We start from the raw sequence: 13,124 nt of genomic DNA, 5'->3' as shown, positions 1-13,124 counted from the left end.
CGTGCTGCGGGCGGGGGAGGCCCGCAGCACCGGGGTGGGCAGGGGCTGGGGCCGGGTGACGGGCGGGGAGGTCACCGTCCACGGCCGCTCCCGCAGCGGGGCGGCCGGCCGGGTCAGGGTGTCCCTCGGCCCCGCCGGGCTCGGTCCCGTGGCCGACCAGGAGCTCACGGTGGCCGCGCCGCAGCCCGTCGCGGGTGCTCGTCCCTCCCTGCAGGCGGTGTCCTGATGAGCGCCCCCGCCACCGTCCCGGCACCGGCCGGGCTCCCGGGGCTGCGGCGCGCGGTGCTGTGGGTGCCGGACTGGCCGGTGGCCGCGGCCGTCGCCGAGGGTGCGGTCGGCAGCCACGAGCCCGTCGCGGTGCACGACTCCCGCGGGGTCCTCGTGTGCTCCGCGGCCGCCCGCGCGGCGGGGGTGCGCCGGGGCATGCGCCGGCGCACCGCCCAGGGGCTGTGCCCCGAGCTCGTCCTGCTCGCCGCGGACGAGAACCGCGACGCCCGGGCCTTCGAACCGCTGGTCCAGGCGGTGGAGGACGTCGTCGTCGGGGTCGAGGTCGCCCGGCCGGGTGTCCTGCTCATGCCCGCCCGCGGGCCCAGCCGGCACGCTGGCGGTGAGGAGGAGCTCGCCGCGCTGCTCGTCGGGACGGTCGCCGAGGAGACCGGCGCCGAGTGCCAGGTGGGGGTGGCCGACGGACTGCTCGCCGCGCTGCTCGCGGCGCGGGCCGGGGTGCTCGTGCCGCCGGGCGAGGCTGCGGACTTCCTCGCCCCGCAGGATGTGCGGCTGCTCGACCTCGCCGCCACCACCCGGGAGCGGCGGGCCGAGCTCGGGGAGCTCACCGACCTCCTGCGGCGGCTCGGGCTGCGGACCCTCGGCGCGCTCGCGGCCCTGGAGCCGGGGGACGTCGCGGCACGGTTCGGCACCCTCGGTCTGCTCGCCCACCGGCTGGCCCGCGGCGGGGACGTCGCCGTCCCCGCGCCGCGGCGGCCCGAGCAGGACGTCACCGTCCGCACCGACCTCGACCCGCCCGCCGCCCGGTCCGACGTCGCGGCCTTCGCCGCGCGCGCCCTGGCCGAGGAGCTCGCCGAGCGGCTGCAGCGCCGCGGCGTCGTCTGCGGCCGGGTCGAGGTGCTCGCGCGCACGGAGGACGGCACCGAGCTCGCCCGCACCTGGCGGCTGGACGTCGCCCCGAGCGCCGCCGAGCTCACAGACCGGGTGCGCTGGCAGCTCGACGGCTGGCTGGCCGGGCGCAGCGCCCGCCCGCCGAGCGCCCCGCTCGTGCACCTGGAGCTGCTCGCCCAGGAGGTCAGCCCCGCAGCGGCGGTGAGCGAGGGCCTGTGGGGGCGGCGCGGGCGCGGGGAGGTCCAGGCGGAGCGGGCGGCGCTGCGCGTCCAGGGGCTGCTCGGCGCCGAGGGGGTGCTCGTCCCCGTCCTGCAGGGCGGCCGCGACCCGCGCACCCGGGTGCGCCTGGTCGCGTGGGGGGACGAGCCCGTCCCGGTCCTGCGGCCCGACGCGCCCTGGCCAGGGCAGCTGCCCTCCCCGGCCCCGGGCACCCTGCTCGAGGAGCGCCGCGCCGTCGACGTCCTCGACGTCGCCCGCCGCCCCGTCACGGTCGACGCCCGGGCCCGGCTGAGCGGGGAGCCCGCACGCGTCGTCGACGAGGGCGAGAGCCGGGAGGTGGTCGGCTGGGCGGGACCGTGGTCGATGTGGGAGCGCTGGTGGGCGCGCGGGCGGCGCCGGGCCTGGCTGCAGGTCGTCCTGTCCGACGGCGTGGCCCGGCTGCTCGCCCTCGAGTCCGGCACGTGGTGGCTCGAGGGGGTCTACGACTGAGCCGGGCGGCCGGCGGTGGGCGCTGGGTGGGCGGTGCCGGGGCGCGGCAGGACGGGGAGGTCAGGCCGGGACCGAGACGAGAGCCAGGGCGGCGGCCCCCAGCGGGCCGGCGTCCCCGCCCAGCTCCCACGTCGACGTCGGCGTTGAGGGGGAGCGCGGTGCGCGCCACCGCCTCGCGCACCGGCGCCGCGACCAGCTCACCGGCGCCGGCGAGCGGCCCGAGCACGGCGGGCACGCCCGCGTACACCTCCAGGCACCTCCGCCCGCCGCACCGGCACAGCGGCCCGTGCGGGACGACTGGCACGTGCCCGAGCTCCCCGGCACCGCCGCGGCGCCCCGGGTGCACCGCGCGGCCGATGACGACGGCCCCGCCGACGCCGGCGTGCAGCTTGAGCAGGACGAGGTCGCTGAGGCTGGGGCTCCGGCCTCCGCCGCGGTGGCCTCGCGAGCGACTCCGTCCTGGTCGGTGACGGGGACGGGCGCGACACCCTCACGGTGCGGCGCGGCGCGCAGTACCTGGTGGAGAACACCATCGCCCGCGGCAACGCCGACGTCGTCCTCACCTACGGCAAGCCCGTGACGTCGCCCTCGCCGGTGACTGGGACGGCGACGGCGCCGACACCCTCGGGGTGCGCCGCACCCCTGACGCCGCCGTGTCACGGCGGGCGGAGGGGGACGAAGCGGTAGCTGCCGTAGGAGTCGGTGCGCAGGCGCCCGCCGTCCAGGCGGGCGAGGACGAGCCGGCCGCGGACCGGCAGGACCATCCGGCCGCCGTCGCCCAGCTGGTCGACGAGCGCCTCGGGCAGGTGCCCGGCCTCGGCCGAGACGAGGATCCGGTCGTAGGGGGCGTGGGCGGGCAGGCCGAGCGCGCCGGGGACGGCCGGCTCGATCCGGGCAGGGGCGCCGCCGCCGCGCGTCGTGGTGAAGGCCGCGAGGTTCGCCCGGCCGACGTCGACGAGCGCCGGCTCGAGCTCGACCCCGACGACCTCGCCGGCCGGGGCGACGAGCCGGGCGAGGATCGCGGTGGTCCAGCCGGAGCCGGAGCCGACGTCGAGCACCCGGTGCCCCGGTGCGGCGCCGAGCAGGACGAGCATCTGGGCGACGGTGCTCGGCTGGGAGCAGGTGGCATGGTGCCCGATGGGCAGCGCCTGGTCGGCGTCGGCGAACCGGTGCTGGTCGGGCGGCAGGAACGTGCGCCGGTCGACCTCGGCCATCGCCTCGCCGACCCGGTCCCCGGCACCGGGACGCTCCATGCCCCCATCCTCACGCGGCCCGGGCACCGCCGCCAGGGAGCGTGGTCCGGCTCGGGTGAGTCCCGAGCCGGTCAGAACGGCGGGTCGCCGGGGTGGACGTGGGCGGTGAGGTGGGTGATCCGGCCGGTGTGGTCGCGGCGGTAGCGGTGCCCGGTGGCCGTGGTCCACACGAAGGTGCCGTCACCGAGGTGCTCGAGGCCGAACGCGCCGGTGCTCTTCACGCGGTGGTCGCGGGCGCACACCGTGGCGAGGTTGTCGGAGCTGGTGGCACCGCCCGCGTGCCAGGGCTCGACGTGGTCGAGCTCGCAGCCGCGCGCGGGGGAGGTACACGTCGGGCTGACGCACGTGCGGTCACGCAGCCGGACGAGCTCGGCCAGTGCGGCAGGCGGTCGGTAGCGGGTGCGCCCCACGTCGAGCAGCCGGCCGCTCAGCGGGTCGGTGACGAGCCGGCGCCACGTGCCACCCCTGAGCGCGAGCGCCCGCGCGACGTCCGGAGTGATCGGCCCGTACCCCTCGAGCACTGCGACCTCGGCCGGGGTCGGCCCGGGGTACCAGTCGGGTGGGAGGTCGTCGGGCGGGGGAGCGTCGGGTAGCTCCTGGGGCGAGCGGACGCCGGGTGGCGGGCTGGGGTCAGCGACGCCGGATGGTGGGCTGGGGTCAGCGAGACCGCGTGGCGGGCGCGAATCGGTGACCACGGGTGGCGCGCTCGGCGGCTGCACGGAGCCGCAGTGGGCACAGTTGTCCCCTCGGCTCTGGCATGCGGGTGTCCGCGGGACCTGGAGGACCTCCGGCGGGAGGAGCACGGACAGCGGCACGGTGACGTTGACCTGGGCGCGGCGCCCTCCGATCGTCCCGATCGGCAGGTGCGGCGTGCGCAGGAAGGTGTTGCCCACGTCGAAGGCAGGGACATTCGGGCCGTGCTCGCCGGGCGGACTGTCCGGAGCCGCGGACAACGACGGCTCCGGCGCCGGGGATGGCCGGCCATCCGTGGATCGGTCACGGCGGCTCCGGTCCTGGTCCGGCTCACCGGCCGGGCCCGAACCCGGCACCCCGACGAACCCCTGCTCCAGGGCGGCGTGGCCGAGGAGGGCGAGGGCGTCGGCCCGGAGCTGGTCGATCGTGCGGGAGTCGCCGGCGGCCCGGGCGGTGCGCGCCGCGGCCTCCAGGGCGAGGTCGAGGCCGACGGCGTCGGTGGCGGGCAGGACGGCGTAGAGCGAGGCCATGCCGTCGGGCAGCGCGCGCGGGTGGTCCACGCGCCGCCCGCGGCGGGCCGCGCGGGCCCGGGCGGTCGCGCGGTGCGGGTCGACGGCGATGACCGCCAGGCTCACCGCCCGCTCGAGCTGGGTGACGGTCTGGTGCGGGGCGTGCGGCAGCACGAGCTGCTGCACCTCCCAGGCGACGTCGTCGGGCTGGTCGGCGAGCAGCCGCAGGAGGACGCACGCCTTGGGGTAGTCGATCCGCCCTTCGTGGAGCGCGGCCGCGGTGTCCTCGAGCCGCAGGCGGAACGCCCGGCCGGCGTCGACCAGCCGCCGGGCCGCGAACCGAGAGACGCCCAGGCGTGGCGCGAGCTCCTCGGCGGTGACGTCGAGCGTCGTGTCGTCCCCCGGGAGCGGCGAGCGCGGGTTGAGCGCGGGCCGCCGGGACAGCCGCGCCGCGAGGTGCGCCATGCTCGACTGCGCCCACGCCGCGACCCGCTGGTAGCCGGCGATCATCTCGACGAGGTCGTACTCGTCGAGCGAGGCGGGGTCGATGCCCTCGAGCACCCGTGCCAGGTGCGGCCCCGGCGCCATCCCGGGCAGGCGTTCCGGCGCGAACGCCGCACCGTCCAGCGGATCCGGCGGCAGCGGCCCGGGCTCGGGAGCCTCGTCGTCCCAGGGCCAGGCGGCGTCGTCGTCGGTCCAGGCGGCCACGGGCAGGTCGGTGGACCAGCCCTGCTCTGCCTGTGCGACCGCCACGGTGACCACCTCCCTCGGTGCTGGTGCCACGCTATCGCCGGGCACCGACATCGGGCCGGGGGCCTCAGTCGCCCGGGACCTCCAGCAGCCGGTCGAGCGCGTACCGCTCCCCGACCGACAGGTCGTACTGCACGAGCCGGTAGTCCTCCAGCAGCTCCTGGGCCCGGGGGGAGAGGTCCTCCGGGTCGACCTGCCGCCCCTGCCCGTCGAGGACGATGCCCGCCTCCTCCGCCGCGACCTCGCCCGCCAGCTCGGTGAGCAGGGCGTCGAAGGGCGTGAGCGGGGCGCCGGTGGCGGTGAGCAGCTGGGTGACGAGGTGGTTGGGCCCGAGGACCGGCGGCACGTCGAGGCCGGTGAGCCCGGTGTTGGCCCACAGCAGCCACGGCGTCTCGCGCAGCGTCTGGTCGTCGTTCGCCGAGCGCACCTCGTCGGGGTACATCGCCGGGAGGTGGTCGCCGTAGAGCAGGACGACGGTCTCCTCCTCGCGCGAGGCGAGCTCGGCGAGGAAGTCGGCGAGGGCGTCGTCGGAGTGCCGCAGGCCGCGCAGGTACTGCCCGACCTCCTCGGCGGCGTCGTCGCCGAACGCCCCGCTCACCTCGACCGGGTCGAGGTGGTTGCCGAGGTAGGGGCTGTGGTTCTGCATCGTCACGACGTTGACGAGCAGCGGCGCCTGCGAGGCGTCGAGCTGGTCGAGCACCTCCGCGTACGTCGCGGCGTCGGAGATGTGCATGTCGGCGTCCACGCGGTCCTGGTGCGTCATCCCGTCCCGGAAGATCGACCGCTCGAACCCGAGCCGCGGGTAGACGGTCTCGCGGCGGTAGAACCCCGCGGCGTAGGGGTGGACGGTCAGCGTCCCGTGGTTGCCGCCCAGGCGGTGGACGACCGAGGGGAAGGACTCCTGGTGCGGGATGAGCATGGGGTAGGGGGCGTGCATCTGCGGCTCGAAGCCGGCGACCGCCATCCCGGTGAGCACCTCGAACTCCACGTTCGCCGTGCCGCCCCCGAAGCCGGAGCTGAGCATCGTGCCCGAGGGGGTGCGCTCCATGAGGGAGCGGGTGAAGGGGATCGGGTCCTCCGCCACCTCCAGGCCCGCGAGGCGGGTCGGGTCGGTGAAGCTCTCGGCGAGGACGAGGACGACGTTGACGTCGTCGAGCGCGCCCGGGTCGCGGTCGGCGTTGGCGGCGGCGGCCACCTGCTCGTAGGTGGCGACGACCTCGGCCATCCGCTCGGCGTCGTACCCCTCCGGCCGGGCCATCGCCTCGCCCGGCAGGTTGTACAGCGCGCCGGCCACGAAGCCGTTCTCCGCGTAGTTCTGCACCTGGTTCCACGACGCCCAGGTGATGGGGATGTCCTCGTAGGCCTCGCGCAGGGGGTTGTCGGACTCGTTGAAGCCGGAGACGACGACGATGCCGACGACGGCGGCCAGTCCGAGCGCGGTGCGGGTGGCCCAGCGCCACCGTCGCTCGGTGGGGGACCGGCGGTCCCGGCGGCGCCAGGAGAGCAGGGCGACGGCGGCCAGCGCACCGAGGAGGAGGACGACGGCGCCCACGGCGAGCGGGGTGCTGATCCCCGCGGAGTCGAGGAGCAGCCCCGGGTTGGCGAGGTAGGCGATGTCGCTCGGGAAGAGCGGCTCGCCGCGCATCGTCATCTTCTCGTGGTCGGCGACCGCGATGACGGCCCCGGCGGCGAGGGAGAGGAGCGCCGTGGCCCACAACGAGCCGGTGAGGGCGAGGAGGAGCGCGACGAACGGCCACACGGTGAGCGCGCCGAGCAGGTGCAGCCGGCCCGGCAGCGAGGCCCACCGCTCCGCGGGCTCCTGCCACGGCTCGGTCTGGACGTGGACGAGCTCGATGCCGCGCGCGAGGGCGACGGCGAGCAGCACGGTGAGCGCGAGCGGGAGCAGCACGGTGCGCGCGACGAGTAGCAGCCTGCGCGAGCCAGGGCTGGGCGGGTGGTCCTCGTCCGTCGTCGTCACCTCCTCGGCGGTGGGTGGGCAGGGGCTACGGTAACCCGGCCCGCCGACCGTCACTGTTCCCGGCGGATCGCTGAGATCCGGTCCATCCGGGACTCCCCTCTCCCCGAGGGGGAGTAGACCACCTGGGGCGGCACGACGTCGCCATGCTCGGTCTACTTCGCCGCGATGGCCTCCTTCCTCCACGCCGCCGCGATGACGACCGCCCAGGGTGTGTCCGCCCGGCGGTTCCTGCCCTACGCGGAGCAGATCGCCTCGCTCCTGCCGCAGACGTTCGCCGGTCTCGCCGCCGAGGTCGACGCCCGCAGCTACCCGGGTACGGAGGACCGGCTGGCGATGGAGCTCGCGGCGCTCGAGCACATCGTCGCGACGAGCGCGGAGCTCGGCCTCGACGGCGGCCTGCCGCAGGTGCTGCGCGACCTCGCAGCGCGGGGGTCCGTGCCGGGCACGGGGCGGACAGCTTCGCGAGCGTGGCGGAGGTGCTCCGTCAGCCGTCGGTGTCCGGCGCGTCGAACCACACCGGAGGGGGAGGGGGGTCGGTGACCTCCTCGTAGGTGTGCGTCGCCGGCTCGACCGGCCACCCGTCGCTACCTCCTCCGCCCGCGAGGCGGAGGTCGGGGCGGGGCGCCGGGGCCGGGTCGGCGGGTACTGGCTGGGTGACGTCGTCGTCCATGACGCGAGAGTAGACCTGCCGCACCGGGCGTACACTCGAACACATGTACGACGAGCGAGGTGGAGTGCGGACCCCGCGCTACGCCGAGCTGCACGCCCACTCCGCGTTCAGCTTCCTCGACGGCGCGAGCCAGCCGGAGGAGCTGGCCGTCGAGGCGCACCGTCTCGGCCTGGAGGCCCTGGCGCTCACCGATCACGACGGCCTGTACGGGGTGGTCCGCTTCGCCGAGGCAGCCCGCCGGCTCGGGCTGCCGGCCGTCGTCGGCGCCGAGCTCACCCTCGGGGCGACCGAGCGGGCCACCGGGCAGATGGACCCGCCCGGCACGCACCTGCTCGCCCTCGCGCGCGGGCCGCAGGGGTACCGCTCGCTGTCCCGGGCCATCGCCGAGGGGCACCTGGCCACGGGGGAGAAGGGGCGCAGCGACCACCGTCTGCCGGCGCTCGCGGAGGCCGCGGACGGGCAGTGGCTCGTCCTCACCGGCTGTCGCAAGGGCGCGGTGCGGCGGGCGCTCGCGGACGGTGGCCCCTCCGCCGCCCGTGCCGCCCTCGACGAGCTCACCGCCCTCTTCGGGCGCGGCAACGTCGCGGTCGAGATCACCGACACCGGCGACCCGCTCGACTCCGCGCGCAACGACGCGCTCGCCGAGCTCGCCGCCGCCGCGGGCCTCCCGCTCGTGGCGACCGGCGGCGTCCACTGCGCCCGGCCCGCCGACCAGCCGCTCGCCGACGTCCTCGCCGCGGTCCGCGCCCGCGCCACCCTCGAGGAGATCGACGGCTGGCGTCCGCCCACCGCCGCCCACCTGCGCTCCGCCGTCGAGATGGCCGCGATCCACGCCCGCCACCCGCAGGCGGTGACGACGGCGGCCGAGCTCGGCGCCGAGTGCGCCTTCGACCTCGCGCTCGTCGCCCCCAACCTGCCGCCGCACCCCGTCCCACCCGGGCACACCGAGGCCACCTGGCTGCGCGAGCTCACCTACCGCGGCGCCGCCGAGCGCTACGGGCCGCGCGGGGCCGAACGGATCACCGGCGCCTACGCGATGATCGAGCACGAGCTCGAGGTCATCATCGACCTCGACTTCCCCGGCTACTTCCTCATCGTCCACGAGATCGTCGACTTCTGCCGCGAGCAGGGGATCCTGTGCCAGGGACGCGGCTCGGCGGCGAACTCCGCGGTGTGCTTCGCGCTCGGCATCACCGCCGTCGACGCCGTCCAGCACCGGCTCCTGTTCGAGCGCTTCCTCTCCCCGGGACGCTCCGGCCCGCCGGACATCGACCTCGACATCGAGTCCGGCCGCCGCGAGGAGGTCATCCAGTTCGTCTACGAGCGCTACGGGCGCACCCACGCCGCGCAGGTGGCCAACGTCATCTCCTACCGGCCGCGCTCGGCGGTGCGGGACGCCGCCCGCGCGCTCGGCTACGACGTCGGGCAGCAGGACGCGTGGAGCAAGTCCATCGAGCGGTGGCGCAGCCTGCGCAGCCCCGACGACGGCGGCGACGCCCGCGGCGCCCGGGACGGTCGCGGCCCCGCGCCCGCCGACGACGTCGGCGCCATCCCCGAGGAGGTCGTCGACGTCGCCGAGCGGATGCTGCGCCTGCCCCGCCACCTCGGCATCCACTCCGGGGGGATGGTGCTGTGCGACCGGCCGGTCATCGAGGTGTGCCCCGTGGAGTGGGCGACCATGCCGGGACGCACCGTCCTGCAGTGGGACAAGGACGACTGCGCCGACGCCGGGCTGGTGAAGTTCGACCTCCTCGGCCTGGGGATGCTCACCGCGCTGCGCCTCGCCTTCGCGGAGGTCAACGCGCACGCGGCGCCGGGCACCCCGCCGGTGGGCCTGCACTCCCTGCCGCAGGAGGACCCGCGCGTCTACGACCTGCTGTGCGCGGCGGACACGGTCGGCATCTTCCAGGTCGAGTCCCGCGCCCAGATGGCCACCCTGCCGCGCCTGCGGCCGCGCACCTTCTACGACATCGTCGTCGAGGTCGCGCTCATCCGGCCCGGCCCCATCCAGGGCGACTCCGTCAACCCCTATATCAACCGCCGCCGGGGCCGGGAGCCGGTCACCTACCTCCACCCGCTGCTCGAGCCGGCCCTCGCCAAGACCCTCGGGGTGCCGCTGTTCCAGGAGCAGCTCATGCAGATCGCCATCGACGTCGCCGGCTTCAGTCCTGCCGAGGCGGACCAGCTGCGCAAGGCGATGGGCTCCAAGCGCTCCACCGAGCGGATGGAGGCGCTGCGCGCGCGGCTCATGGAGGGGATGGCACGCAACGGCGTCACCGAGGAGGTCGCGGGGAAGATCTACGACAAGCTCAAGGCCTTCGCGGACTTCGGCTTCCCCGAGTCCCACGCCTTCTCCTTCGCCTACCTCGTCTACGCCAGCGCGTGGCTCAAGGTGCACCACCCCGAGGCCTTCTACGCGGCGCTGCTCGCCGCCCAGCCGATGGGCTTCTACTCCCCGCAGACGCTCGCCGCCGACGCCCGCCGCCACGGGGTGCGCGTCCTGCGTGCCGACGTCCAGACCTCCGGGGCGCAGGCAGTGGTCGAGCGGCACGTGCCGCACGAGGCCGGGGGAGTGCCCGACGACGCGGACGTGCCGCGCGACCCGGCCGGCCGGCGGCTCGTGGACCCGGACCCGGCGCTCGCGGTGCGCCTGGGGCTGGCGCCCGTCCGCGGCATCGGGGAGCGGACCGCCGAGCGGCTCGTCGCCGAGCGGGAGACCGGCGGCCCGTTCGCCGACCTCGCCGACCTCGCCCGGCGGGTGCGGCTCACCGCCGCCCAGCTCGAGGCCCTCGCCACCGCCGGCGCGCTCGACTGCTTCGGCCTGGAGCGGCGCGAGGCGCTGTGGGCCGCCGGCGTGCTCGCCCAGGAGCACGCCACCCTGCCGCACACCGCCGTCGGGTACGAGGCCCCGATGCTCCCGGGGATGGACGAGGTCGAGACGGCGGTGGCCGACGTCTGGGCGACCGGCGTCTCCCCGGACAGCTTCCCCACCCAGTTCCTGCGCCCCGACCTCACCGCCCGCGGGATCCGCACGATCGCCTCCCTCGCGGGCTGCGCGTCCGGCACCCGCGTCGAGGCCGCCGGCGTCGTCACCCACCGGCAGCGGCCCGGGACGGCGGGCGGGGTGACGTTCCTGTCGCTGGAGGACGAGACCGGCCTGCTCAACGTCGTGTGCAGCCCCGGCCTGTGGGCCCGCTACCGGCAGGTCGCCCGGACGAGTGCGGCGCTCGTCGTGCGCGGGACGGTCGAGCGCGGGGACGGGGTGCTCAACCTCGTCGCCGACCACGTGCGCGCCCTGCCGCTGCGGGTCGCCTCCCGCTCGCGCGACTTCCGCTGACCCGCCCGGGCAAAGGCGTTGACGACACCCGACGGCGGGGAGAGGCTGGCCACGTGCTCATCCGCCGCGAGCTGCCCGCCGACGTCGCTGTCGTCAGCGCCCTGACGAGCGCGGCGTTCCGCAGCGCCCCACACAGTGCGCCGCCCGTCGAGCCGGGTGGGGACCCCGGCGAGGTCGCGCTCCTCGCGCGGCTGCGCGCGGACCCTGCGTGGATCCCCGAGCTGTCCATGGTGGCGGTGGAGGACGGTGACGTCGTCGGCCACGTCCTCGCCACCCGCGCCCGGGTCGGCGCGGAGCCGGTGCTCGCGCTCGGTCCGGTGAGCGTCCTGCCGGACCGGCAGCGCGCGGGCGTGGGGACGGCGCTCATGCACGCGGTCCTCGGTGCCGCCGACGCCCTCGGGGAGCCGCTCGTCGGCCTGCTCGGTGACCCCGCCTTCTACGGCCGGTTCGGCTTCGTCCCCGCGGACACGGTCGGCGTGGGCGCGCCGGACCCGTCGTGGGGCGCGGCGTTCCAGGTCCGCACGCTCACCGCGTACGCCGGGCTCACCGGCACGTTCGCCTTCGCGGAGCCGTTCACCGGGGCCTGAGCGTCAGGGCGGGGTCTGCGCCGGTGAACGAGGGCTCGTCCTCGGCGTTGCCGACCGCCCGCTCGTTGTACCGCCGGCGTCTGCGGTTGATGCCCTCGGCGACGAGCTTGGAGTCGGGCAGGTTGCCCTCGATGGGCGGGTCGGGCACGTGGAGGGCGGCGTAGACGGCCCAGACGACGGCGAGCATGGGGATCGCGACGATCGCGCCGAGCAGCCCCGCGAGGAAGGTCCCCGCCGTCACACCGAGGGCGACGACGACCGGGTGGAGGGAGACCTGCCTGCCCATGACGAGCGGCTGGAGCAGGTGCCCCTCGATCTGCCCGATGAGGGCCACGCCGATCGTCACGATGAGCGCGTCGACGATGCCCCCGGCCGCGAGCGCGACGACCGCCGCGATGATCATGGCGAGCGGGGCACCGATGAGCGGGATGAACGCGCCGATGAAGACGAGCACCGCGAGCGGCGCGGCGAGGGGCACCCCGACGATGAGGAGGAGGACGAAGGCCATGAGGCCGTCGGCGGTGGCGATGATGACGGTGCCGCGCGCGTAGCCGGCGAACGTGTACCAGCCGGCACTCGCCGCGCGGTGGACGTTCTCCCGCGAGCGGGCGGGCATCTGGTTGAGGAACCAGCGCCACATGTCCGCGCCGCGGGTGAGGAAGAAGACGGTGACGAAGATGCTCAGCGCGAGGACCGTGAAGATGAGCGCGACGGTGCCGGCGTTGCTCAGCACCTGACCGGCGAGGGTGCCGGCGTTCGCCGAGATGTACTGCTGCGCCTCGCCGATGAAGGTGTTGATCGAGTCGTAGATCTCCTGCTGGGTGAAGTGGACCGGCAGCGGGCCCGTCTCGAGGAAGGTGAAGATGTCGTCGATGCCCTGCCCGAACTGGTCGGCGAGGTCGGACCACTGCCCGGCGACCGAGGTGATGACGTAGGTGAAGATCCCGGCGACGACCGCGAGGGAGCCGAGCATCGCGATCACCGTCGCCAGCGGCCGGGGCATGACCCGCGCGAGGTAGCTCACCACCGGGTAGAGCACCGAGGTGACGACGAGGGCGAGGAAGACGGCGATGAACACCACCTGGATCCGGCTGGTGGCGAACACGACCGCGGCGACGACGATGACGATGCCGATGAACAGCCACGCCATGAGGCCGTATCGGCGCAGCCAGTGCGGCACGTCGAACGTCTCGCGGTCGGCGCGCGCCGCCCGCTCGGGCATCCGGCGGACGGTGAGCCGGCCGGACGCCGACGCCGCACGCGGCATCCGCGCGGCCCATCCGAGCGACCGCCCGGCCGGGGAGGGCGCCGGGCCCGAGGGCGCGTCGGGGGAGGCCGGGCGCAGACTACGCACCTTGCCGAAGAGCCTCATCCCGCATCCTCCTCCAGTCCGTGAACCGTGCCCAGTGTGACCTACCGGAGGCGTCGCGGCCCGGTGACACGGCGGTGTCCGGCGCCCTCCCGGTGGCGCTCGACACATTCGCCGGGAACGGGCCGTACGGGTTCGAAACGCACGGTCGCGC

Annotated in this window: 8 protein-coding genes and 2 pseudogenes; 5 read left to right on the top strand and 5 right to left on the bottom strand. The window is 75.9% G+C overall.

Features of this window, described 5'->3' with window-relative positions; translation table 11 throughout:
• Both FHE66_RS15615 and FHE66_RS12410 read left to right on the top strand, forming a co-directional pair.
• Window positions 1-226: hypothetical protein (locus FHE66_RS15615; protein ID WP_176554766.1), on the top strand; the 226-nt coding region annotated here is incomplete at its 5' end.
• Window positions 226-1,824, top strand: a complete 1,599-nt coding sequence (locus tag FHE66_RS12410) for a DNA polymerase Y family protein (RefSeq protein ID WP_139073272.1) — start codon at window positions 226-228, stop codon at window positions 1,822-1,824. The genes FHE66_RS15615 and FHE66_RS12410, both read left to right, overlap by 1 nt.
• Window positions 1,825-2,059: 235 nt before the next feature.
• Here the strand turns inward: FHE66_RS12410 and FHE66_RS12405 are convergent.
• The 4 genes and pseudogenes from FHE66_RS12405 to FHE66_RS12390 all read right to left on the bottom strand — a co-directional run.
• Window positions 2,060-2,227, bottom strand: a pseudogene (locus FHE66_RS12405) (ROK family protein); the annotation flags it as partial.
• 253 nt (window positions 2,228-2,480) lie between these two features.
• A complete protein-coding gene (locus tag FHE66_RS12400) occupies window positions 2,481-3,077 on the bottom strand; it encodes a protein-L-isoaspartate O-methyltransferase (RefSeq protein ID WP_139073271.1) in 597 nt (198 codons plus the stop codon).
• Window positions 3,078-3,148: 71 nt separating this feature from the next.
• Entirely contained in the window at window positions 3,149-5,032 is a 1,884-nt protein-coding gene (locus FHE66_RS15765; RefSeq protein WP_139073270.1) for an HNH endonuclease signature motif containing protein, read from the bottom strand.
• Window positions 5,033-5,096: 64 nt separating this feature from the next.
• A complete protein-coding gene (locus FHE66_RS12390; RefSeq protein ID WP_139073269.1) occupies window positions 5,097-7,007 on the bottom strand; it encodes an LTA synthase family protein in 1,911 nt (636 codons plus the stop codon).
• Between the two features lie 162 nt (window positions 7,008-7,169).
• On the opposite strand from FHE66_RS12390, the pseudogene FHE66_RS12385 reads away from it, so the two are divergent.
• The 3 genes and pseudogenes from FHE66_RS12385 to FHE66_RS12375 form a co-directional block, all read left to right on the top strand.
• Window positions 7,170-7,547, top strand: a pseudogene (locus FHE66_RS12385) (hypothetical protein); the annotation flags it as partial.
• Window positions 7,548-7,720: 173 nt separating this feature from the next.
• Window positions 7,721-11,014, top strand: coding sequence for an error-prone DNA polymerase (locus FHE66_RS12380; protein ID WP_139073267.1), 3,294 nt, complete (start codon window positions 7,721-7,723; stop codon window positions 11,012-11,014).
• Window positions 11,015-11,067: 53 nt separating this feature from the next.
• Complete coding sequence (locus tag FHE66_RS12375; protein ID WP_139073266.1) at window positions 11,068-11,601, top strand: GNAT family N-acetyltransferase; 534 nt, start codon at window positions 11,068-11,070, stop codon at window positions 11,599-11,601.
• Here the strand turns inward: FHE66_RS12375 and FHE66_RS12370 are convergent.
• Window positions 11,588-12,973 (bottom strand): AI-2E family transporter, encoded by a 1,386-nt coding sequence (locus FHE66_RS12370; RefSeq protein WP_255303728.1) that lies wholly within the window; start codon window positions 12,971-12,973, stop codon window positions 11,588-11,590. The two genes, FHE66_RS12375 and FHE66_RS12370, sit on opposite strands and share 14 nt — an antisense overlap.
• Between the last annotated feature and the right edge of the window lie 151 nt (window positions 12,974-13,124).

Source organism: Georgenia sp. 311 (assembly GCF_006151955.1).
GTDB lineage: Bacteria > Actinomycetota > Actinomycetes > Actinomycetales > Actinomycetaceae > Oceanitalea > Oceanitalea wutianyii.
The sequence above is the reverse complement of the archived record's forward strand: the minus strand, read 5'-3'. Positions and strand labels throughout refer to the sequence as shown.

Excerpts from the sequence above, each read along its gene's own strand:
- FHE66_RS12410 (WP_139073272.1), top strand. The coding sequence starts at position 226 with ATGAGCGCCCCCGCCACCGTCCCGGCACCGGCCGGGCTCCCGGGGCTG.
- FHE66_RS12370 (WP_255303728.1), bottom strand. The coding sequence starts at position 12,973 with ATGAGGCTCTTCGGCAAGGTGCGTAGTCTGCGCCCGGCCTCCCCCGAC.
- FHE66_RS12380 (WP_139073267.1), top strand. The coding sequence starts at position 7,721 with ATGTACGACGAGCGAGGTGGAGTGCGGACCCCGCGCTACGCCGAGCTG.
- FHE66_RS12400 (WP_139073271.1), bottom strand. The coding sequence starts at position 3,077 with ATGGAGCGTCCCGGTGCCGGGGACCGGGTCGGCGAGGCGATGGCCGAG.